The 20,716-nt window shown below is 71.9% G+C and carries 20 protein-coding genes; 11 read left to right on the forward strand and 9 right to left on the reverse strand.

What is annotated here, in order from left to right:
• The 3 genes from G3I78_RS53325 to panB all read right to left on the reverse strand — a co-directional run.
• On the reverse strand, window positions 1–188 hold a 188-nt coding region (locus tag G3I78_RS53325), incomplete at its 3' end, for a helix-turn-helix domain-containing protein (protein ID WP_164433977.1).
• Between the two features lie 48 nt (window positions 189–236).
• On the reverse strand, window positions 237–782 hold the full coding sequence (locus tag G3I78_RS39610) for a VOC family protein (protein WP_164433979.1): 546 nt from the start codon (window positions 780–782) through the stop codon (window positions 237–239).
• Window positions 783–999: 217 nt separating this feature from the next.
• Complete coding sequence (gene panB / locus G3I78_RS39615) at window positions 1,000–1,866, reverse strand: 3-methyl-2-oxobutanoate hydroxymethyltransferase (protein ID WP_164433981.1); 867 nt, start codon at window positions 1,864–1,866, stop codon at window positions 1,000–1,002.
• Between the two features lie 181 nt (window positions 1,867–2,047).
• On the opposite strand from panB, the gene G3I78_RS39620 reads away from it, so the two are divergent.
• The 6 genes from G3I78_RS39620 (at window position 2,048) to G3I78_RS39645 (ending at window position 9,136) form a co-directional block, all read left to right on the forward strand.
• Entirely contained in the window at window positions 2,048–3,634 is a 1,587-nt protein-coding gene (locus G3I78_RS39620) for an MFS transporter (protein WP_164433983.1), read from the forward strand.
• A 293-nt stretch (window positions 3,635–3,927) separates the two neighbouring features.
• Window positions 3,928–4,560 (forward strand): TetR/AcrR family transcriptional regulator, encoded by a 633-nt coding sequence (locus tag G3I78_RS39625; protein ID WP_164433985.1) that lies wholly within the window; start codon window positions 3,928–3,930, stop codon window positions 4,558–4,560.
• A gap of 187 nt (window positions 4,561–4,747) precedes the next feature.
• Window positions 4,748–5,827 carry an endonuclease/exonuclease/phosphatase family protein gene (locus G3I78_RS39630; protein ID WP_164433987.1) on the forward strand — a complete coding sequence of 360 codons (1,080 nt, stop codon included), beginning with the start codon at window positions 4,748–4,750 and terminating at the stop codon, window positions 5,825–5,827.
• 104 nt (window positions 5,828–5,931) lie between these two features.
• Complete coding sequence (locus G3I78_RS39635; RefSeq protein ID WP_164433990.1) at window positions 5,932–7,152, forward strand: MFS transporter; 1,221 nt, start codon at window positions 5,932–5,934, stop codon at window positions 7,150–7,152.
• 140 nt (window positions 7,153–7,292) lie between these two features.
• Window positions 7,293–8,318, forward strand: coding sequence for an ATP-binding cassette domain-containing protein (locus tag G3I78_RS39640; RefSeq protein WP_164433992.1), 1,026 nt, complete (start codon window positions 7,293–7,295; stop codon window positions 8,316–8,318).
• Window positions 8,315–9,136, forward strand: coding sequence for an ABC transporter permease (locus G3I78_RS39645; protein ID WP_164433994.1), 822 nt, complete (start codon window positions 8,315–8,317; stop codon window positions 9,134–9,136). Before G3I78_RS39640 ends, G3I78_RS39645 begins: the two co-directional genes overlap by 4 nt.
• 30 nt (window positions 9,137–9,166) lie before the next feature.
• Here G3I78_RS39645 and G3I78_RS39650 read toward each other — a convergent pair whose 3' ends face one another.
• Window positions 9,167–12,484 (reverse strand): BTAD domain-containing putative transcriptional regulator, encoded by a 3,318-nt coding sequence (locus G3I78_RS39650; protein ID WP_343243965.1) that lies wholly within the window; start codon window positions 12,482–12,484, stop codon window positions 9,167–9,169.
• Between the two features lie 513 nt (window positions 12,485–12,997).
• Here G3I78_RS39650 and G3I78_RS39655 point away from each other — a divergent pair.
• On the forward strand, window positions 12,998–13,768 hold the full coding sequence (locus G3I78_RS39655) for a site-2 protease family protein (protein WP_164433998.1): 771 nt from the start codon (window positions 12,998–13,000) through the stop codon (window positions 13,766–13,768).
• Here G3I78_RS39655 and G3I78_RS39660 read toward each other — a convergent pair.
• The 3 genes from G3I78_RS39660 to G3I78_RS39670 all read right to left on the reverse strand — a co-directional run bounded on the left by G3I78_RS39660 (window position 13,750) and on the right by G3I78_RS39670 (window position 15,808).
• Window positions 13,750–13,929, reverse strand: a complete 180-nt coding sequence (locus G3I78_RS39660) for a hypothetical protein (protein WP_164434000.1) — start codon at window positions 13,927–13,929, stop codon at window positions 13,750–13,752. The genes G3I78_RS39655 and G3I78_RS39660 overlap by 19 nt on opposite strands.
• A gap of 63 nt (window positions 13,930–13,992) precedes the next feature.
• Complete coding sequence (gene npdG / locus G3I78_RS39665; protein WP_164434002.1) at window positions 13,993–14,697, reverse strand: NADPH-dependent F420 reductase; 705 nt, start codon at window positions 14,695–14,697, stop codon at window positions 13,993–13,995.
• Window positions 14,698–14,734: 37 nt separating this feature from the next.
• Window positions 14,735–15,808 carry a sialidase family protein gene (locus G3I78_RS39670; RefSeq protein WP_164434004.1) on the reverse strand — a complete coding sequence of 358 codons (1,074 nt, stop codon included), beginning with the start codon at window positions 15,806–15,808 and terminating at the stop codon, window positions 14,735–14,737.
• 102 nt (window positions 15,809–15,910) lie between these two features.
• Here G3I78_RS39670 and G3I78_RS39675 point away from each other — a divergent pair, with 102 nt between their 5' ends.
• Together G3I78_RS39675 and G3I78_RS39680 are read left to right on the forward strand one after the other, a co-directional pair.
• On the forward strand, window positions 15,911–16,513 hold the full coding sequence (locus G3I78_RS39675) for a hypothetical protein (protein ID WP_164434005.1): 603 nt from the start codon (window positions 15,911–15,913) through the stop codon (window positions 16,511–16,513).
• Window positions 16,514–16,806: 293 nt separating this feature from the next.
• Window positions 16,807–18,078: an MFS transporter gene (locus tag G3I78_RS39680; protein ID WP_164434138.1), complete on the forward strand. Its 1,272-nt coding sequence runs from the start codon at window positions 16,807–16,809 to the stop codon at window positions 18,076–18,078.
• Here G3I78_RS39680 and G3I78_RS39685 read toward each other — a convergent pair whose 3' ends face one another.
• The gene (locus G3I78_RS39685; protein WP_164434007.1) at window positions 18,079–18,306 is read right to left on the reverse strand and encodes a hypothetical protein; all 228 of its coding nucleotides are present in this window, start codon (window positions 18,304–18,306) and stop codon (window positions 18,079–18,081) included.
• A gap of 58 nt (window positions 18,307–18,364) precedes the next feature.
• Here G3I78_RS39685 and map point away from each other — a divergent pair, with 58 nt between their 5' ends.
• Both map and G3I78_RS39695 read left to right on the forward strand, forming a co-directional pair.
• Complete coding sequence (map, locus tag G3I78_RS39690; RefSeq protein ID WP_164434009.1) at window positions 18,365–19,222, forward strand: type I methionyl aminopeptidase; 858 nt, start codon at window positions 18,365–18,367, stop codon at window positions 19,220–19,222.
• Window positions 19,223–19,335: 113 nt separating this feature from the next.
• Complete coding sequence (locus tag G3I78_RS39695) at window positions 19,336–19,983, forward strand: biliverdin-producing heme oxygenase (protein ID WP_164434011.1); 648 nt, start codon at window positions 19,336–19,338, stop codon at window positions 19,981–19,983.
• A 3-nt stretch (window positions 19,984–19,986) separates the two neighbouring features.
• On the opposite strand, the gene G3I78_RS39700 is transcribed toward G3I78_RS39695, so the two are convergent.
• Window positions 19,987–20,631 (reverse strand): PhzF family phenazine biosynthesis protein, encoded by a 645-nt coding sequence (locus G3I78_RS39700; protein WP_164434013.1) that lies wholly within the window; start codon window positions 20,629–20,631, stop codon window positions 19,987–19,989.
• Window positions 20,632–20,716 lie beyond the last annotated feature (85 nt).

Genomic DNA, 20,716 nt, shown 5'->3' on the forward strand with positions numbered 1-20,716 from the left:
TTCACCGTGGAGCGAGCCACCCCCAACTCCCGCGCCACGGCACTGTTGGACTGCCCCGTGGCACACTCCAGGACGATCCGCGCCCGCTTGGCCAAGCCCTGAGCGGTCTTCCGGCGGTTCGCCCATCCCTCAAGCACCCTCCGCTCATCCTCGGACAGCACGAGCGGGTCTAACCGCGGTCCAGGCACACCACCATCAGACCGCAGAACTCAAGACCAGGACACTAGGGCCTGTCGTCAGACCGTCGGAGGGCCGGCGGGGGCGACCGGTGCGCTGCTGCGGCCCTTCTGCCGTCCTGTCATCTCCGCGTCGAACGTCTCCTGCGCCACCCGCATCGACTCCGCGTACTCGGGCATCCCCAGCCGCTTCCACATCTCTTCCTCGGGGACGTCCTCGACGTGGGCGACCACCCACCAGATGTTGCCGAAGGGGTCCCTGACGCGGCCGCCGCGCTGGCCGAAGGCGCTGTTCGACAGGGGGGTCACGACCCGGGAGCCGGCCGCCACCGCCCGGGCGAACGCGGCGTCGGCGTCCGGGACGAACACCCGCAGCAGGCTCGGCATGACGGGCCAGTCCGCGCCCCGGTCGAAGGCCAGGACGACGGTGTCGCCGATCCGGATCTCGCCGTGGCCGATCGCGCCGGACTCGGTGGCCACCCTGCCGAGCTCCTCGCCCTCGAACACCTCGGTGACGAAGTCGAGGAAGGCTCCGGTGTCGTCGGTGACGACCCAGGGGGCGACGGAGGTGTAGCCCTCGGGTGCTGCGCTGGTCTGCTCGGTCATGTCTGCCCCTTCATCGGCGTCGGACGTGGACGACGTCGATGACGTTAGGGGCTCAATAGGCCAGTTCCTGTCCTATACGGAGAGCGCCCCGCCGACGGGGGAAGATCGGCGGGGCGCTTTGGTGCCGCTGTGGCTCTGCCGGGCCGCCGGTCCTGGTGGACGGGGGCCCCGGGTGGACGGAGGTCCTGGTGCACGGAGGTCCCGGTGGACCGAGGCCCTAGTGGACGGAGTGCTCCTCCTGCGGGAACGTGCCGCCGACGACGTCGTCCGCGAAGGCCTTGGCCGCGCCGGCCATCACCTCGCGCAGGTTCGCGTACTGCTTGACGAACTTCGGCACCCGGCCGCCGGTGAGGCCGAGCATGTCGGTCCAGACGAGGACCTGCGCGTCGGTGTCGGGGCCCGCGCCGATACCGACCGTCGGGATGTGCAGGACCCGGGTGACCTCGGCGGCGAGCTCCGCCGGGACCAGCTCCAGGACGACCGCGAAGGCGCCCGCGTCCTGGACGGCCTTGGCGTCGCGCAGCAGCTGCTGGGCCGCCTCCTCGCCGCGGCCCTGGACGCGGTAGCCCATGGAGTTGACGGACTGCGGGGTCAGGCCGATGTGGGCCATGACCGGGATGCCGGACTCGACCAGCAGCCGGATCTGTTCGTGGGAGCGCTCGCCGCCCTCCAGCTTGACGGCGCCGACACCGGCCTCCTTGACCAGCCGGGTCGCCGAGCGCAGCGCCTGCACCGGACCCTCCTGGTAGGACCCGAAGGGCAGGTCGCCGACGATCAGGGCGCGCGCGGTGCCCCGTACGACGGCCGCGGACAGCATGGCCATCTCGTCCAGCGTGACGGGCACGGTGGTCTCGTACCCGAGGTGGCAGTTGCCCGCCGAGTCGCCGACGAGCATGACCGGGATGCCGGCCTCGTCGAAGACGGACGCGGTCATCGCGTCGTAGGCGGTGAGCATGGGCCACTTCTCGCCCCGCTCCTTGGCGAGGGCGATGTCCCTGACAGTGATGCGGCGGGTGCCCTTGCCCCCGTACAGCGCCTTGCTGCCGTCGGAGGACTTGTTCTGGACAGCCGAAAGCTGCGTCATTGCAACGGCTCCTTACGTCATCTCGAGGCGCCCTGACGGCGTCCCCGGATCACCTCCATGGTGGCACCTCGTGCCAGTCAGGGCCAGGGGTGGTCGGTGTGACCGTTCAGGCACGTAAGGTCTCGGCAAAGAATTACGATACGAGACGGTTCCGTATCGTAATGGGGCTACGCTCGACCGCATGACTACCGCAGTCCCTGACTCCCGGATACCGGAAGCGGTGCACCGGCGCCGCTGGGCGATCCTCGGCGTGCTGATGCTGAGCCTGCTGATCGTGGTGCTCGACAACTCGATCCTGAACGTCGCGATCAAGACGATCTCGACCCCCGCCCCGACCGGCCTCGGCGCGACCCAGAGCGAGCTGGAGTGGGCGATCAACGCCTACACCCTGGTCTTCGCGGGCCTCCTGTTCACCGCGGGGCTGCTGGGCGACCGGCTCGGCCGCAAGAAGGTGCTGCTCGGCGGCCTGGTCGTGTTCGGCGTCGGCTCCGCGCTCGCGGCCTCCTCCGGCTCACCGGGCGAGCTGATCACCTTCCGCGCGCTGATGGGTCTCGGCGCGGCCTTCGTCATGCCGGCCACGCTCGCGGTGCTGATGAACGTCTTCGAGCGCGAGGAGCAGCCCAAGGCCATCGGCATCTGGGCGGGCGGCGTCGGACTCGCCATCGCGATCGGCCCGATCACCGGCGGGGTGCTCCTGGACCACTTCTGGTGGGGCTCGGTCTTCCTCATCAACGTGCCGATCGTGGTGCTCGCGCTCGCGCTGATGCTGTGGCTGGTGCCGGACTCCCGTGACCCGAACCCCGGCCGGATCGACCCCTTCGGTGTGGTGCTGTCGGTCATCGGCCTGGTCCTGCTCGTCTACGGCATCATCAAGGGCGGCCAGCTCGCCGACTTCACGGACGCGACCGTGCTGGCGACCATCGGGGCCGGACTCGCCGTGCTCGTCGCCTTCGTGGTGTTCGAGAAGCGCAGCAGCCATCCGTCGATCGACGTCACCTACTTCAAGAACAAGGTCTTCTCGGCCGCGATCGGCGCCATCGGCCTGGTCTTCTTCGCGCTGATGGGCGTGACCTTCTTCTCGGTCTTCTACACCCAGAGCGTGCGCGGCTACTCGCCGCTCCAGACCGGTCTGCTGATGCTGCCGCTGGCCGTCGCCCAGCTGATCTTCGCGCCGCGCGCCCGGCTGGTCGTCGACCGGTTCGGCAACAAGGCGACGACCACGGGAGGCATGCTGCTGATCGCCGCGATGCTGTGCGCGTTCGCCGTGCTGGAGGCGGACACGCCGATCTGGCTCCTGGAGGTCATCTTCTTCCTCATGGGCACCGGCATGGCGCACATCATGACGCCGACCAGCGTGGTCATCATGCAGGCCCTGCCGCGCGAGAAGGCGGGCTCGGCGTCCGCGCTCAGCAACACCTTCCGCCAGGTCGGCGGCGCGCTCGGCATCGCCGTCCTCGGCTCGGTGCTCTCCACGGCCTACCGCAACGGCATCGAGTCCCACCTCGCCCTGCTCCCGGCAGGCGTACGGCACACCGCGGGCGAGTCCATCGAGGCCACCCTCGGCGTCGCCGCGAAGCTCGGCCCCCGGGGCGACGCCCTGGTCGGCCCGGCCAACGACGCCTTCCTGCACGCCATGCACGTCACCGCGCTGTGCGGAGCGGGCGTGGCCCTGGTCGGCGCGGTCGTGGTGGCCCTGTTCCTGCCGGGGCGCCCGACGGAGCCTCAGCAGGGGCGGGAGGAACAGGAGTTGGTGACGGCGGGCGAGTAGCGGAGCGGTGGCCGGCGGGGCCGGCTTCGGCCGGCGCTGCCGTACGGCAAGGGCGTGCGGGGGCGCGAGCGGCGAAGGAGGCGAGACCGGGTGACACACCGACCGCCGACCGCACCCGGCGAGACCCCCGAAGCCCCCCTGCGGAGAACACCGGACCCGACCACACCCGGCGACACCCCCGAAGCGGCCCACCGCCCCGGCAGCCCAGCAGCGGGAGTCCGGCCGAACCCCCGCTGCCCTCACCCTCGTACACCAGGGAGAATCAGCCCAAGCCACAGAGAGGACCGAGCGACGTGAGCGGCCTTGCCGAGAGTCAGTCCGGGCAGGCGGGGCCCGTGCGGGGGCGGCCCCGCAGCGAGGCCGTGGAGCGGGCCATCATCGAGGCGGTCATCAAGCTGCTGGAGGACGGCGTACCGCTCGCCGAGCTGTCCATCGAGCGCATCGCCCGTACCGCGGGCGTCGGCAAGGCCACCATCTACCGGCGCTGGAACGGCAAGGAGGAGCTCTTCGTCGACGTCGTACGCACTGCGGAGCCGCCCGATCCGGAGCTGCCGGGCACCTCGATGCGGGACGATCTCGTGGCGTTCCTGGAGCAGTTGCGCCAGCGCGGCCTGATGGCCCGTTCGTCGGCGCTGCTGCACAGCGTGTTCGCCCAGATGAAAAGCAGCCCGAAGGTCTGGAACGCCTACCACCAGATCGTCGTGGCGCCCCGGCGGCGGAAACAGGTCGACATCCTGCGCCGCGGCCAGGCGAACGGCGAACTCCGCGCGGACGTCGACATCGAGCTGCTCAACGACCTGTTCGTCGGCCCCATGCTGCTCCGCACCGTCATGCAGCCCGACGCCGACCTGCCCGAGGGGCTGTCGGAGCAGATCGTCGACAGCGTCCTCGAAGGGCTACGGCCCGTCAGTTCGCGCGTTCCGTAGCACGCGTGTGCGCGTTGCGTCACAGAGCGCGCTTTCCCCCGGCGCAAAGCGGAACTCCGCCGGGCGACTTGTGCGTCCTCGCCCCCGTACGGCCGTCATGGCACGGCGGGAACGGAACCGATCATCCCCTAGGGTCGTAGTGAGGCACGGGGGCGACGGTGTGCACGGCAGGTAGTGAGGCGACGGTATGGCGCAGCAGGCATACGTGACGGAGACGGTGGACGGCGGCTCGGGACCCGAGCGGCGCAGAGACCGGTTCCGGCGCCTGCTCGGCCGATCCGGCCCGGAGCGCCCCGGCTCCGACCGCCCCGGCACCCACTGGCGCGGCGACCGGCGGATCTGGCGCCGCGGGATCGTGCTCTCCGCCCTCGCGGTGGTCGTCGCCCTGGTCATGCTGCTGCACGCGCAGATCCCGAACGCGGTGGGCAACCTCGGCTCGCTCACCGAGACCTTCCTGCCCTGGCTCGGCCTGTTCGTGCCGCTGCTGCTCCTGCTCGCCCTGGTCCGCAAATCGGCGACCGCGCTGATCGCGGTGGTGCTGCCCGCGGCCGTGTGGCTGAACCTCTTCGGCGGGCTGCTCACCGACAAGGCCGGCACCGGCGGCGACCTCACGGTGGCCACCCACAACGTCAACGCCGACAACCCCGACCCGTCCGGCACCGCCCGCGACGTGGCCGCCTCCGGCGCGGACGTGGTGGCCCTGGAGGAGCTGACCACCTCGGCGGTGCCGGTGTACGAGAAGGCGATGGCGTCGACGTACCGGTACCACGCGGTCGAGGGCACCGTCGGGCTGTGGAGCAAGTACCCGGTGAGCGCGGTCAGGGCCGTCGACATCAAGCTGGGCTGGACCCGGGCGATGCGCGCCACGGTGACCGCCCCGGACGGACAGGTCGCGGTGTACGTGGCGCACATGCCGTCCGTACGGGTGAAGATGGCGGCGGGGTTCACCGCCCGGCAGCGCGACAAGAGCGCCAACGCGCTCGGCGAGGCCATCGCCGACGAGCGGCTGCCGAGGAAGATCCTGCTCGGCGACCTCAACGGCACGATGAACGACCGCGCGCTGAACGCCGTCACCTCGCAGATGCGCTCCACGCAGGGCGCGGCGGGCAGCGGCTTCGGGTTCAGCTGGCCGGCGTCGTTCCCGATGGCGCGGATCGACCAGATCATGGTGCAGGGCATCGACCCGGTGAGCTCGTGGACGCTGCCGGAGACGGGCAGCGACCATCTGCCGGTGGCGGCGCGTGTGAACATCGCCACGTCGTCGTAACCCGTGGGAAGCCTGGGACGGCGTTTTTTGTTCCGATACTGAACTTAAGCTGGTACGGAACTCCGCTCCCCCAGACGCTCTCCCCCGAAAGGCTCGGCTTTCCCATGCCCTTGGCCCTGCTCGCACTGGCCGTCGGCGCTTTTGGTCTCGGTACGACCGAATTCGTGATGATGGGCCTGCTGCCCGACGTCGCGAACGACCTGGGCATCTCGATCCCCACCGCAGGTCACCTGGTCTCGGCGTACGCGCTGGGCGTGGTGATCGGTGCCCCGCTGCTCGCCGCCGTCACCGCCCGCATGTCCCGCCGTACGGTCCTCATCGGCCTGATGGGACTGTTCGTGGCCGGCAACGCGCTCTCCGCCCTCGCCCCCGGCGAGGGGTGGCTGCTCGCGGCCCGCTTCCTCGGTGGTCTGCCGCACGGCGCCTTCTTCGGGGTGGGCGCGGTCGTCGCGACGAACATGGTGGCGCCGGAGCGCAAGGCCCGCTCGGTGTCCCTGATGTTCCTCGGCCTGACCCTCGCCAACATCGCGGGCGTGCCCGTCGCCACCCTCATGGGCCAGCACTTCGGCTGGCGGGCCACCTTCCTCGGCGTCAGCGCGATCGGCCTGGCGGCGATAGCCTCGCTGGCCCTGCTGATCCCGCGCGACCACACACAGGCCCCCGCCGTGGGCCTGCGCCGCGAACTGGTCACCCTGAGGTCCGTCCCGGTCTGGCTGGCCCTCGGCACCACGGTCGCCGGCTTCGGTGCCCTGTTCTCCGCGTACAGCTACATCACGCCGATGCTCACGGACGCCGCCGGATACGCCGACTCCAGCGTGACCCTGCTCCTCGCCCTGTTCGGCGTGGGCGCGACGATCGGCAACCTCGTCGGCGGCCGGCTGGCCGACCACTCGCTGCGCGGCACCCTGTTCGGCGGCCTGACCTCGCTGGTCGTGGTCCTCGCGCTGTTCCCGGCGCTGATGTCCGCCCAGTGGAGCGCGGCGGTCGCGGTGGTCCTGCTGGGCATGGCGGCCTTCGTCACCGGTTCCCCGCTCCAGCTGATGGTCATGGAGAAGGCCGCCGCGGCTCCCTCCCTGGCCTCCTCCGCCAACCAGGCCGCCTTCAACCTCGCCAACGCGGGCGGCGCCTGGATCGGCGGCCTCGCCCTGGCCGCGGGCCTCGGCACCACGTCCCCGGCGCTGACGGGCGCGGCCCTGGCCGTCCTCGGCCTCGGTGTCGCCGGGGTGGCGACGGTCGTGGACCGGCGGCGCGTGGACGTCCCGGCCGGCCGGGAACGGCTGGTCGCGGCCCATCTGCCGGAGCAGGTGGAGGCCGTACGGCACTGAGCCGTCGTACGACGAAGGGGGCGCCCGGTGACTCCGGGCGCCCCCTTCCCGTGTCCCCCGCCGGGCGGTGTCGGTGGGCTGTCGGCGCCTGTCGGTGACCTGTCGGCGGTTTGTCGGTGGCGGCTGGCACTGTCCTTTCCATGACGCGAATCGACAACAACCCCAAGGGCGGGAAGACCGCCGTGTCCGTACGGGGGCTGGTCAAGCACTACGGCGAGACCAAGGCGCTGGACGGCGTCGACCTGGACGTGCACGAGGGCACCGTGAGGGGCGTGCTCGGGCCGAACGGCGCCGGCAAGACCACCCTCGTCAGGATCCTGTCCACCCTTCTCTCGCCCGACGCCGGGCAGGCGACCGTCGCCGGCTTCGACGCCGTGCGCCAGCCCCGCCAGCTGCGCCGGGTGATAGGGCTCACCGGGCAGTACGCCTCGGTGGACGAGAAGCTGCCGGGCTGGGAGAACCTGTACATGATCGGGCGGCTGCTCGACCTGTCCCGCAAGGAGGCCCGCACCCGGGCCGACGAGCTGCTGGAGCGGTTCTCGCTGACGGACGCGGCCAAGCGGCCCGCGAGCACCTACTCCGGCGGTATGCGGCGCCGCCTCGACCTCGCCGCCTCCATGATCGGCCGCCCCCAGGTGCTCTTCCTGGACGAGCCCACCACCGGTCTCGACCCGCGCACCCGCAACGAGGTGTGGGACGAGGTCAAGCGGATGGTCGGGGACGGCGTGACCGTCCTGCTGACCACCCAGTACATGGAGGAGGCCGAGCAGCTGGCCTCCGAGCTGACCGTCGTGGACCACGGCAAGGTCATCGCCGAGGGCGCCATCGAGGAGCTGAAGGCGAAGGTCGGCGGGCGCTCGCTGCGGGTGCGGCCCGTCGACCCGCAGCAGTTGCGGCCGCTCGCCGGCTGGATCGACGAACTCGGCATCACCGGGCTCGCCACCAGCACCGTGGACACCGCCGGCGGCTCCCTGCTCGTCCCGATCCTCAGCGACGAGCAGCTGACCGCCGTGGTCGGCGCGGTCACCGCGCGCGGGATCACGCTCTCCTCCATCACCACCGAACTGCCCAGCCTGGACGAGGTGTTCCTGTCCCTCACCGGCCACCGTGCCAGTGCCCCGCAGGACGCCGTGCCCGCCGAGACCCGCGAGGAGGTCGCCGCATGAGCGCCGCCACCGCCACCGTGACCGTGCCCGACGCCGACGCCCGGATCCCGCTGCGCGGGCACCTGCGGCACACCGGCGCCCTCGTCCGGCGCAACCTGCTCTGGATCCGCCAGGACCCCGAGTCGATGTTCGACGCACTGCTGATGCCGGTCGTCTTCACCCTGCTGTTCGTGTACGTCTTCGGCGGCTCGATCGGGCAGGCCCTGGGCGGCGGCCAGGACGGCTACGTCCAGTACGTCATCCCGGGCATGATCGCGATGATGAGCATGACGCTCTCCCAGGGCGTCGGCACCGGCTTCAGCCAGGACTTCAACTCCGGTGTCATGGACCGGTTCCGGTCGCTGCCGATCGGGCGCGGCTCGGTGCTGTTCGCGAAGATCTCCGTGGAACTGCTGCGGATGCTGTTCGCGACCACCGTGCTGATGATCGTCGCCGTCCTGGTCGGGTTCGACATCAACCACTGGGCCGGACTGTTCGCCGCGGTGGGGCTGTCCGCGGTGTTCGCCTCCTCGATCATGTGGGTGTTCCTCACCCTGGGTGTGATCCTGAAGAACGCCCAGTCCGTGCAGGCGATGGGCTTCCTGGTGCTGTTCCCGCTCCAGTTCGGCTCGTCGATCTTCGCGCCGACGAACTCGATGCCGGGCTGGCTCCAGCACTTCACCGACTACAACCCGCTGTCCACGCTGGCCGACGCGGCCCGCGGGCTGATGGTGGGCGGCCCGGTGGCGCACGACCTGTGGGTGACGCTCGCCTGGTCGGCGGCGATCACCGCGGTCGCCGCACCGTACGCGGTCCACAAGTTCCGCACGAAGAACTGACCGGCCCCGGCGCCCGGGCGTCGGTGCGCGTCACACCAGGGCGGCGGCCTCCTCCGGGGAGAGGCCGCCGCCCTCCGCGTACGCCTCCTCGTAGGCCGCGTCGCCGAGCACCGCCCGCAGCTCCCGCTCGGCCCTGCCGCGCACCTCGCGCTCCAGGGCCGTCGGAGCATGGCTGGGCGGCAGCAGGGCGTCACCGGCGGCGAGACAGCGGGCCCCGTCGCGGGCGCGGGCGCCGCCCTCGGCCGCGGCGAGGGCGATCCCGGAGGTGTGCAGATACATGGTGCGCATATGGGGCGCGATGTACTGGGCCAGCGCCTCCCCGGACCGCGCCAGCGCCTGCCGGGCCAGGGCCAGGCACTCCTCGTGGCGGCCCTCCAGCACGTTCAGCCAGGCCTCCGAGCCGAGCAGGAAGGCGTCGAAGATGACGAAGTGCGCGACGCCGAACTGCTCGCGCAGCAAGCCGAGTTGTTCGCGTGCCTCGGAGATCCGGCCGGTCAGCCCGAGCCAGCCGGCGAGGAACATCCGGGAGGCGGGCATCGCCTCGTTGCGGGCGCCGTCCCCGCCCGCGATCACCTCGCGCAGCAGGCGCTCGCCGCGCACCGCGTCCCCCGTCTCCAGCAGCACACTGCCCAGCCGGGCGTTGAGCACGGACACCTGGGCGCGGGCCCCGAGCCGCTCGGCCCGCTCGACGCCCCGCTCGTAGTCGGCGGCGGCCTCGGCCCAGTCACCCTTGCGCTCATGGGCCTCGGCGCGCGCGGAGAGCGCCTCGGCGGTGCCCCACTGGTCGCCGAGGCGCTCGTAGATCCCCAGCGCCTCCTCGGCGTCCCGGATGGCGTCGCCCGCCCAGTCGGACCGGTTGGCGAGCAGGTTGGCCCGCCACTGGAGGGCGGCGGCCAGCTCCCACTCGTAGTCGGGGGCCGCCCGGCAGGTGTCGACGGTCGCGCCGACGACCTCGCGCAACCGGTCCATGTTCCCGGTGAGCATGATGGCGAAGATCCACAGCGAGCCCGGCGTACGGCAGGTCTGCGGCATGCCGGGCTCGTAGGTGGCGGCGATGGCGCGCAGCTTGGCCTGCGCGTGCTCGCTCTGCCAGGCGTCCAACTCGGTGTCCATGCAGGCGAGATGGACGAGGTGGACACCGCGCCAGGCCTCCTCCAGGATCTCACCGGTCCACGGCGGCGGGGTGTCCGTGCAGCGCTCCCACACCGGTACGGCGGGGGTGCCGGGCCCGGCGAAGGGGTCCGGGCCGAGGGCCTGGACCTCACGGGACCAGTTGCGGGCCTCGATGCGCAGGTCGCGCATCTGCCAGTACCAGGCCAGCGACAGGACCAGACACAGCCCTTCCTGCTCGTCGTGGTCGGCGACGGCCCGGCGCAGGGCGGTGCGGAGGTTCTCGTACTCGCGCTCCAGGCGGGCGATGGCGGCGAGTTGACCGGGTCCGCGCAGCAACGGGTCGGTGGTGCGGGCGAGTTCGCGGTAGTACGCCAGATGCGCGCGCTCGGCGCCGGACCGCCGCCCGCCGGTCTCGTCCAGGCGCTCCCCGGCGTACTCGGCGACGGTCTCCAGGAGCCGGTAGCGCATCTCGCCGTCGCCCGAAGGGGCCGCCACCACCAGGGACTTGTCGACGAGCGAGCCCAGCGACTCCAGTGCGGCGGGACCGCACACGGCCTCGGCGGCGGCCAGGTCGCAGCCGCCCGCGAAGACCGACAGCCGCCGCAGGACGTCCCGTTCCTCCTCGTCGAGCAGGTCCCAGGACCAGTCGACGACGGCCCGCAGGGTCTGCTGGCGGGGCAGCACGGTACGGCTGCCGGAGGTGAGCAGCCGGAAGCGGTCGTCGAGCCGGTCGGCGATCTGGCGTGGCGTGAGCATCCGCAGCCGGGCGGCGGCGAGTTCGATGCCGAGCGGCAGTCCGTCGAGGCGGCGGCAGATCTCGGCGCAGGCCGCCGCGGTCTCCGCGTCGGCGTCGACCCGGAACCCCGGCCGGGCGGCGGCGCCCCGGTCGGCGAGCAGCCGCAGCGCGACCGGCTCCGGCAGCGGCTCCACCGGCCGCAGCAACTCCCCCGGTACGCCGAGGGGTTCACGGCTGGTGGCCAGCACGGTCAGCCCCGGGCAGCGCTCCAGGAGCGCCTCGGTCAGCCGGGCGGCGGCCTCGACGACATGCTCGCAGTTGTCGAGGATCAGCAGCATGCGCCGCTTTCCGCAGTGCTCGGCGAGGCGGTCGACGGGATCGTCGAGCCGCTCGCTCCCGGCGACCCGCATCGCCTCGGCGCCACCGCCGTACAGCACGGTCTCCCGGGCGCCGACGGCGGTGAGCACGGCCTCGGGCACGGCGCCGGGATCGTCGACCGGCGCGAGTTCGGCCAGCCACACCCCGTCCCGCGCCGCGTACCGCACGGCCTCGGCGGCCTCCTGCGAGAGCCGGGTCTTCCCGGCCCCGCCCGGCCCGAGCAGCGTGACGAGCCGCGCGGCCGCGAGGTCGCCCCGGATGGCATCGATGTCGGCTTCCCGCCCGACGAAGGAGGTGAGCCGGGCACGCAGATTGCCGGGCACGGGCGACCCGCCCTCCACGAAGACATCGTGCCGTGCCCCGCCGCCGCCACCGAGGTCGGCCTCGCCCGCACCGGCCGGCTCCGGCCGCAGCAACTCCCCGTGCAGCGACCGCAGTTCCGGCCCCGGATCGGCTCCCAACTGGTCCGCGAGAACTTGTCGTACGGACTCGTAGGCGGCCAGCGCCTCCGCCGTACGGCCCGAGTCGCGCAGGGCGCGCAGCCGGAGGGCCTGGAGGGGTTCGTCGAGGGGGTGGGTGTCGCACAGGGCGGTCAGCTCGGGCAGGGACTGGTCGGCCTGGCCGAGGGCGAGCGCGGCGGTGTGCCGGGCGCGGAGGGCGTCCAGCCGACGCGCCTCGGCACGGGCGGCCTCGGCCGTACGGTCGGGCAGGTCGGCCAGGGCCGGGCCCCGCCACAGCGCGAGGGCGTCGTCCAGCACCACGGCCGCCTTCGCGGGATCGCCGTCACCCAGCGCGCGCAAACCGTCCCCGGTGAGCCGCTCGAAACGGTGCAGGTCGATCTCTTCCGCCCCCGCGGCGAGCCGGTACCCACCCTCCACCGAATCCACCGCACCCGCCCCGAGCGCCCGCCGCAGCCGCCCCACCAGCGCCTGCAACGCGCCCGTCGCGTCGGCGGGCGGGTCGTCGTCCCACACCTCGCCCACGAGGACGCTCACGGGGACGGTCCGACCGGGCCGCAGAGCGAGCACGGTGAGCAACGCACGCAGCCGGGCTCCGCCGAGCGGGAGGAAGGTGCCGTCGGGACGGAGTGCCTGTGTGGTGCCGAGGATGCGATAGCGCACGGGTCCATTGTCTCTGGTGTCGTCGGGGCGGGTCACGGGGATTGGGGGGCGGGGTGTCGGGGCGCCTATGAGGGTGCCTCGCGGTGTGGTTTGGCGGGTGCGGGTGCGTCGTGGCTTGTCGCGCAGTTCCCCGCGCCCCTGACTACCTGCAGCGGACCTGCACCACGACGGGCCGTCAGTCGCGTACGGCGCGCAGGGGACGGGGTGGGGGGTGTCCGCCCGCAGCGGCCGGCGTCCATAACCGAGAACTGCTCCAGAGACCGAGCCGCCGGACCGAGGACGGATACCCCCCACCCCGGCCCCGACCCCACCACCGGACCGAAAGCGCTACACAAGCCCCCACCGAAGCCGAGCAGGCCGCCGCAGGCATCTCAGGGGCGCGGGGAACTGCGCAAAACGCCCGCCCCCACCGCACCCGCAGACAACCACCAGCCCCCCACCCCGAGACGATTTCACCTGTGCCCGGTACCGTCGGGCAGTCCCACCGCATGCGCGTCCAGCTCAGGGAGCCCCATGACCACCGCCACCACCCGCCACAGCGACCGGCGGATCAGCCCCGTCTTCATCGGGATCGTCGCCGTGACCGCGGTGACAGGCTGGGCCACCTGGACCGGCTTCGCCGAGGAGCCCGGCATCGCAGTGTTCCTGTTCGTGACCGGCGCCTGGATCGTCTCGCTCTGCCTGCACGAGTACGCGCACGCCCGCACCGCCCTGCACAGCGGCGACATCAGCATCGGCGCCAAGGGCTACCTCACCCTGAACCCCCTGAAGTACACCCACGCCCTGCTCAGCATCGTGCTCCCCGTGATCTTCGTGATCATGGGCGGCATCGGCCTCCCCGGCGGCGCGGTGTTCATCGAGCGCGACCGCATCCGGGGCCGCTGGCGGCACAGCCTGATCTCGGCGGCGGGCCCGCTGACGAACGTCCTGTTTGCGGTCGCGTGCACGGCGCCGTTCTGGCTGAACGCCCTCGACGGCGTCCCCCTCCAGTTCCGCTTCGCGCTGGCCTTCCTCGCCCTGCTCCAGGTCTCCGCCGCGATCCTGAACTTCCTGCCGGTCCCTGGCCTGGACGGCTACGGCGTCATCGAGCCCTGGCTGTCGTACAACGTGAAGCGCCAGGTGGAGCCGTTCGCGCCGTTCGGCCTGCTGTTCGTGTTCGCGCTGCTGTGGCTGCCGCAGGTCAACAGCGTGTTCTTCGACGTGGTGGACGCGGTCCTGCGCGGCCTCGGCGTCAGTGACGTGGAGGCGTCGTACGGCTGGAGCCTCTACCGCTTCTGGACCTGAGCGGCCCTGCCCCGCCTGAGGTAGTACCAGCACATGTTGGACGACAGCCCCGCCAGCAGCACCCACACGACCCCCAGCCAGCTGCCCTGCACGAAGGACACGACCGCCGCCGCGACGGCGAGCAGGCAGACGGCGAGGGCGTAGAGGGCGAGGCGGGGCATTTCCACGGGCTCCTGTTTCGGGGGGACACTGCTGCGCTACGACGACCAGTGTCCCCCATCGCCTCACACGTCCGTGACCCGCAGCCCCGCGTGCGCCTTGTACCGCCGGTTCACGGAGATCAGGTTGGCGACCAGCGACTCCACCTGGTGGGCGTTGCGCAGCCGCCCCGCGAAGACACCGCGCATACCGGGGATGCGCCCGGCGAGGGCCTGCACGATCTCGACGTCGGCCCGCTCCTCCCCGAGCACCATCACGTCGGTGTCGATCTCGTCGATCTCGGGGTCCTGGAGCAGCACGGCCGACAGATGGTGGAAGGCGGCGGCGACCCGGGAGTCCGGCAGCAGCGCGGCGGCCTGCTCGGCGGCGCTGCCCTCCTCCGGCTTCAGCGCGTAGGCGCCCTTCTTGTCGAAGCCCAGCGGGTTGACGCAGTCGACGACGAGCTTGCCCGCCAGCTCCTCGCGCAGGGACTCCAGGGTCTTGCCGTGGCCGTCCCAGGGCACGGCGACGATCACGATGTCGCTGCGGCGCGCGGTCTCGGCGTTGTCGGCACCCTCGACACCGTGCCCGAGCCCGTCGGCGGCGGCCTGCGCGCGGTCGGCGGCCCGCGAGCCGATGATCACCTTCTGGCCCGCCTTGGCGAGCCGGTAGGCCAGGCCCTTGCCCTGCGGGCCGGTCCCGCCGAGCACGCCGACGACGAGCCCGGAGACGTCGGGGAGGTCCCACGGGTCCTTGGCGGGGGCCTTCTGTGCACTGTCGGTAGAGGTCATGGGCCGACTTTACGTGCGCCCCGCCGGGCCCGAGCGGTCAGGTGAGCCGCGTCACGGGCACCCGCCGGAAGGCGATCCGCTCGTAGGCGCCGAAGTCCCCGGTCTCGTAGAGGAGTCCGACGGTCGAGTCGTCGATCCGCACCAGGTCGGAGTAGGCGGCGGGCAGTCCGTCGGCGGTGTACACCGGGCGCCAGGTGCGGCCGCCGTCGGCGGAGGCGCGGACGGTCATCAGGGCGCGCGCGTCGGGGAGGGCGGGCCCAGAGAACAACAGGACGTCGGGGTCGCGGAGTTGGAGCAGGCTGCCCTCGCAGACAGGTCCGTCGAGCCCGGCCTGCGGACGGAAGGGGACCGTCAGGGTGCTGCCGCCGTCCTCGGAGTGGGCGTCGGCGCGGTTGCCGGGCGAGGTGGAGTCGTTGCGGGTGTTGAAGTAGACGCGTCCGTCCGGGAGTTCGGCGGCGGTGGTCTCGTTGGCGTTGATGTAGCCGTCGGCGTTCTCGTCGAGGTAGCCGAGGGACCAGGTGGCGCCGCGGTCGTCGCTGAGCAGGCAGTGGCCGCTGTTGTACTTGGCCTCGTTGCCCACGTCGGTGCCGGTGGGCGGCAGGCTGTGGTTGGCGGGGACGACGACCCGCCCGGTGCTCAACTGGAGGGCGTGCCCGGGGGTGGTGGCGTACCAGCGCCAGCCGGCCTTCTTCACGGACCCGGTGATGTCCCGGGGGCTCGACCAGGTGACCCCGTCGTCGTCGCTGTGCTGCACCCAGACCCGGCGGCCGTCGGCGTCCGACACCTTGCCGCGCAGGATGAGGTCCTCGCTCGCGGAGGCGGCGGAGCGGACGTGCACGAGCAGGATCCGCCCGGTGTCGAGGACGACGGGGGCGGGGTTGCCTGCCAGGTCGGTGCCGTTGTCCGCGGCGACCGCGAGCGGCCCCCAGGTCCGCCCGCCGTCCGTCGAACGCTTCACGACGATGTCGATGTGCCCCCAGTCGCGCGCGGCCTCGACCCGGCCCTCGCAGAAGGCGAGCAGGGTCCCGGCGGCGGTGCGCACGACCGCGGGGATACGGAAGCTCGCGTACCCCTCGTGTCCGGCGCGGAAGGGAACGGTGGTCTCGGCCATCGACGTACTCCTTGCTGGAAGCGGACCGACTTCTTGCCCAGGTCGGGCGAATTCGGGGTGAACCGCGGGTCACGAACGGCCGCTTGCGGCAGGATGCGGTCCATGGACGCCGTACGGGTCGCGCTGCTGCGCGAAGTGCTCGCCGGGACCGAGTGGTTGGGGGCCACGCGTCGCTTCGCGGGCGTGCTGCGGGGGTCGGTCGTCTCGCACGGCGGCGGACTGCTGCTGGTCGGCACCCCGGAGTACGAGCCGTGGCACCTGGCGGCCCATCTGGTCGACGAGGCCGCCTGGTCGGGCACTCCGGAGCTGGCCCCGACTCTGGTACGGCATGACGCGCGTCCCTCCGATCCCGCGCACCTGTCGGTCGGCCCGGGCCGGCTCGCGGCGGCCCGGCGCGGCGAGACGCTCCTCGTGGTGTCCCCGCAGGACCCGCACGCCCCCCTCCTGGAACGGGTCCACGACGCCCGGCGGGCCGGGGCGACGGTCCTCTCGCTGGGCCCCGGCGCGGGCGAACTGGCCGCGCTGGCCCACGAGTCGCTGGCCGTCCCGGAGGGCACGGACCTGGACCTGGACACCGTGCAGCACCTGGTGAGCGCGGCGGCGGGCGAGAACGCGGTACCCGCGCCCCGGGGCCGCCGGAGGTTCCGGGACCGCCTGTCGAGACTGGCCGACCAGCTGACGGCACCCCCACCGACCCGCTGGTGACCCACACTCGCACTGAGAGGCCCAGTGGCTGAGCCACCTGGCCACCGGACCACCTGGCCAGTTGGCCACCGAGCCACCGAGCCACCGAGCCACCGAGCCACCGAGCCACCGAGCCACCGAGCCACCGAGCCACCGAGCCAGTCTCACCGCCCCCGCACCACCCCGCCCCGCCCGGAAAAGCGCTTGCCCCGCCCCCACCCCTCCGCCGACGATGACCCTTCGTGACCGACGACGCCCCCGAACCCCCACTCCCACCCCCACCGCCACCCCCACCCCCCTCCCGCCTGCGCGCCATGCTCCCCGACCTCGCGCCCTGGCAGGCCTCGCGGGACTTCCGGCGGCTGTGGTACGCGGGGCTGATCTCGAACTTCGGCAGCTTCCTGACCTTCGTCGCGCTGCCGGTGCAGCTCAAGGAGTTGACGGACTCGACGGCGGCGGTGGGCGCGATCGGCGCCGTGGAACTGATCCCGCTCCTCGTCTTCGGCCTGTACGGCGGCGCGCTCGCGGACGCGTGGGACAAGCGGAAGCTGATCATGTGGACCGAGGCGGGCCAGGGCCTGCTCAGCGTGGTCCTGCTGTTCAACGCGCTGCTCCCGGAGCCCGCCGTCTGGCCGCTGTACGTCGTCGCGGCACTCTCCTCCGCCCTGGTCTCGGTGCAGCGCCCCGCGCTCGACTCGCTCTGGCCCCGGATCGTGGCCCACGACCACCTCCCCGCGGCGGCCTCGCTGAACGCCCTGCGCTGGACGGTCGGCGGGGTCGCGGGCCCGGCGCTGGCGGGTGTGGTGGTGGCGTACGCGGGCCTCGGCTGGGCGTACGGCGCCGACCTGCTGACCTTCGTGGTCTCGGTGGTCCTGATCGTCCGTATCGCGTCGTCCCCGGCGTCCCACGAGGCGGCGAAGCCGTCCCTGACGGCCATCATGGAGGGTGCGCGTTACGCCTGGAGCCGCAAGGAACTGCTGGGCACCTACGCGGTCGACCTGGCGGCGATGTTCCTGGCGATGCCGCTCGCGCTGCTGCCGTTCCTCGCGGACGAACTGCACGCGGAGTGGTCGCTGGGGCTGATGTACGCCGCGGTCCCGCTCGGCGCGATGCTGGTGGGCCTGACCGGCGGCTGGACCTCACGGATCCACCGCCACGGCCGCATGGTGGTCCTCGCAGCGGCGCTGTGGGGCCTGGCGATCGCGGCCGCGGGTGTCGTCGACGACGTATGGCTGGTGCTGCTGTTCCTGACGGTGGCCGGCGGCTGCGACATGGTCAGCGGGATCTTCCGAGGGGCCATGTGGAACCAGACGATCCCGGACGAGCTGCGCGGGCGGCTCGCCGGGATCGAACTGCTGTCGTACTCGGTGGGCCCGACCGTCGGACAGGTCAGGTCAGGCGGTTTCGCCGCGTGGTGGGGCATACGGACGTCGGTCTGGTCGGGCGGTCTGCTGTGCGCCGGGGCGGTGGGCCTGCTGGCCCTCTGTCTGCCGAGGCTGATGTCGTACGACGTCCGCACGAACGAGCACGCGACGCGGCTGCGCGCACAGCGCGAGGCAGCCGCGCCGGCGCCGCAGCAGGCGTGATCAGCTGTCGTCCTTGCCCGCGGGGGCGTCATGCCACTTGGGGTCGTTCTCCCATTCGAGGTTGCGCTCGCGGGCCGTCTCCATGGCGTGCTCGGCCTCCGCACGGCTCGTGTAGGGCCCGAACCGGTCCTTGGCCGGGCACTCCGGGCCCTCCTCGACCTTCTTGTGCTGGAGGCAGTAGTACCACTCCCCCGGCTTGCCGACAGTGCGCTTCTTGAACAAGGCCATGACCTGCTCCTCTCGCCACCGACATGTTCCCCCATCGCCGCTGGATAGACTCGTCGGCATGTATGGCCAGTCGCTGCTCGTGCCCGGGGAGCTGTCCCCCACCCGTTCCGTGCCCGGAAACATCCGGCGCCCCGAGTACGTCGGCAAGCCCGCGCCGACGCCGTACACGGGGCCGGAGGTGCAGACCCCGGAGACCGTGGAGGCGATGCGGACCGCCGGCCGCATCGCGGCGCGCGCGATGGCCGAGGCCGCCAAGCTGATCGCCCCCGGGGTGACCACCGACGAACTGGACAAGGTGGCGCACGAGTACATGTGCGACCACGGCGCCTACCCGTCGACGCTCGGCTACCGGGGCTTCCCGAAGTCCCTGTGCACCAGCGTCAACGAGGTGATCTGCCACGGCATTCCGGACTCGACGGTCCTCAGGGACGGCGACATCGTCAACCTCGACGTGACGGCGTACATCGGCGGTGTGCACGGCGACAACAACGCCACCTACCTGGTCGGCGAGGTCGACGAGGAGAGCCGGCTGCTCGTCGAGCGCACCCGTGAGTCCCTGGCGCGCGCGATCAAGGCGGTCAAGCCGGGCCGCCAGATCAACATCATCGGCCGCGTGATCGAGTCGTACGCCAAGCGCTTCGGCTACGGAGTGGTCCGCGACTTCACGGGTCACGGCATCAACTCCTCCTTCCACAGCGGCCTGATCATCCCGCACTACGACAGCCCGCACGCGACGACGGTCATCCAGCCCGGCATGACCTTCACGATCGAGCCGATGCTGACGCTGGGCACCCACGAGTACGACATGTGGGACGACGGCTGGACGGTCGTCACGAAGGACCGCAAGCGCACGGCCCAGTTCGAGCACACGCTGGTCGTGACGGAGACGGGCGCGGAGATCCTGACGCTGCCGTGACGGCTCCTGGACCCGCCCCCTGCTGGGGCGGGTCTTTTTCTTGTACGCTTTTACCGACAACGCGTCGGCAAAAGCATTGACTTAGGTAAGCCTAACCATAGAAAATCTGAGCCATGGACTCGTTCTCGACACTCATCCGCACCGCGTCCCACGAACAGCACGTGGAGGCGGAGACCTCGACGTTCATGAGCGACCTTCTGGGCGGCCGGCTCGGCGTCGACGCGTACGCGCGCTACACCGAGCAACTGTGGTTCGTCTACGAGGCGCTGGAGGCCGGCGCCGAGAGGCTGGCGGCGGACCGGGTGGCCGGGGCGTTCATCCAGCCGGAGCTGTTCCGCCTGAAGGCACTCGAACGGGACCTGGCCCATCTGCGGGGCCCCGAGTGGCGTGAGGGCGTGTCGGCCCTGCCCGCGACGCGGGCTTACGCGGACCGGGTGCGCGAGTGCGCCGAACAGTGGCCGGCGGGCTACATCGCCCACCACTACACCCGCTACCTCGGCGACCTCTCCGGCGGCCAGATCATCCGCGACAAGGCGGAGAAGACCTGGGGCTTCGAGAAGAAGGGCGACGGCGTCCGCTTCTACGTCTTCGAGGAGATCTCCAACCCGGCCGCGTTCAAGCGGGGTTACCGCGAACTGCTGGACGCGGTGCGCGCGGACGACCTGGAGAAGCAGCGGATCGTCACCGAGTGCAAGAAGGCGTTCGCACTCAACACCAACGTCTTCCGTGCCCTGGGCGAGGAGTTCCCGCTGTCGGCGTGAGCCTCAGCGCTCCAGGAAGACCCGCCCGCCCACCTCGACCCAGCCCCCCGGCTGCGGAGCCGTGAGGATCTGCGACCCCGCGCCCTGGACGATGTTCAGGGCGCGGCCCAGTTCCGCGGTCAGCTGCAGCGCGGCAGCCCCGGTGGCCTCGTCCTCCTCGACCCCGTCCCCCCGCCCCGGAAACCCCCGGGCCCTGATCCGCCCGGCGGCCTCGTCCTCCCACGCCCACGCGTAGACCCACTCCCCCGCCGGCGGCACGATCAGGTCATCCACCTCGGCGGCACTCCCGTACTGCCGGAACGTCCGCGGCGCCGCCCACTCCGCCCGCGCCTCGATCCAGCTGAACTCCCCGTCCAGCCGCGTCCCCACGACCCCGGCGGCGGTCACCAACTCAGGCACATCGAGCAACCACGCCGCCCCGACACACGGATACCCCGCGAACGCCAGCCGCACGGAGGGCGTGTAGATGTCGATGACCCCCCGCTCCGGATCATCCACAAACACGGTCTCACTGAACCCAAGCTTCGCAGCGAACCGCTGCCGCTCGTCCCGGTCCACCATCACGGACCCTTCCCGAACGACGCCCAGCTCATTGCCGTAGCCGCCATTCGGTGCACAGAAGACACGCAGCACGTCGTAGTCAGTCACGGGGGCATTGAAACACTTGAGCTGCGCGAGGGGGTGGGGGGTTCGGTTGTGGGGCGGGTGCGGGTGCGTCGTGGCTTGTCGCGCA

The organism is Streptomyces sp. SID13726 (genome assembly GCF_010548375.1).
Lineage (GTDB): Bacteria > Actinomycetota > Actinomycetes > Streptomycetales > Streptomycetaceae > Streptomyces.

What these genes read in the sequence shown, in the direction of transcription:
- G3I78_RS39610 (WP_164433979.1), bottom strand. Translation starts at nt 782, where the DNA reads ATGACCGAGCAGACCAGCGCAGCACCCGAGGGCTACACCTCCGTCGCC.
- panB (WP_164433981.1), bottom strand. Translation starts at nt 1,866, where the DNA reads ATGACGCAGCTTTCGGCTGTCCAGAACAAGTCCTCCGACGGCAGCAAG.
- G3I78_RS39620 (WP_164433983.1), top strand. Translation starts at nt 2,048, where the DNA reads ATGACTACCGCAGTCCCTGACTCCCGGATACCGGAAGCGGTGCACCGG.
- G3I78_RS39630 (WP_164433987.1), top strand. Translation starts at nt 4,748, where the DNA reads ATGGCGCAGCAGGCATACGTGACGGAGACGGTGGACGGCGGCTCGGGA.
- G3I78_RS39635 (WP_164433990.1), top strand. Translation starts at nt 5,932, where the DNA reads ATGCCCTTGGCCCTGCTCGCACTGGCCGTCGGCGCTTTTGGTCTCGGT.
- G3I78_RS39640 (WP_164433992.1), top strand. Translation starts at nt 7,293, where the DNA reads ATGACGCGAATCGACAACAACCCCAAGGGCGGGAAGACCGCCGTGTCC.
- G3I78_RS39645 (WP_164433994.1), top strand. Translation starts at nt 8,315, where the DNA reads ATGAGCGCCGCCACCGCCACCGTGACCGTGCCCGACGCCGACGCCCGG.
- G3I78_RS39655 (WP_164433998.1), top strand. Translation starts at nt 12,998, where the DNA reads ATGACCACCGCCACCACCCGCCACAGCGACCGGCGGATCAGCCCCGTC.
- G3I78_RS39660 (WP_164434000.1), bottom strand. Translation starts at nt 13,929, where the DNA reads ATGCCCCGCCTCGCCCTCTACGCCCTCGCCGTCTGCCTGCTCGCCGTC.
- npdG (WP_164434002.1), bottom strand. Translation starts at nt 14,697, where the DNA reads ATGACCTCTACCGACAGTGCACAGAAGGCCCCCGCCAAGGACCCGTGG.
- G3I78_RS39670 (WP_164434004.1), bottom strand. Translation starts at nt 15,808, where the DNA reads ATGGCCGAGACCACCGTTCCCTTCCGCGCCGGACACGAGGGGTACGCG.
- G3I78_RS39675 (WP_164434005.1), top strand. Translation starts at nt 15,911, where the DNA reads ATGGACGCCGTACGGGTCGCGCTGCTGCGCGAAGTGCTCGCCGGGACC.
- G3I78_RS39680 (WP_164434138.1), top strand. Translation starts at nt 16,807, where the DNA reads ATGCTCCCCGACCTCGCGCCCTGGCAGGCCTCGCGGGACTTCCGGCGG.
- G3I78_RS39685 (WP_164434007.1), bottom strand. Translation starts at nt 18,306, where the DNA reads ATGGCCTTGTTCAAGAAGCGCACTGTCGGCAAGCCGGGGGAGTGGTAC.
- map (WP_164434009.1), top strand. Translation starts at nt 18,365, where the DNA reads ATGTATGGCCAGTCGCTGCTCGTGCCCGGGGAGCTGTCCCCCACCCGT.
- G3I78_RS39695 (WP_164434011.1), top strand. Translation starts at nt 19,336, where the DNA reads ATGGACTCGTTCTCGACACTCATCCGCACCGCGTCCCACGAACAGCAC.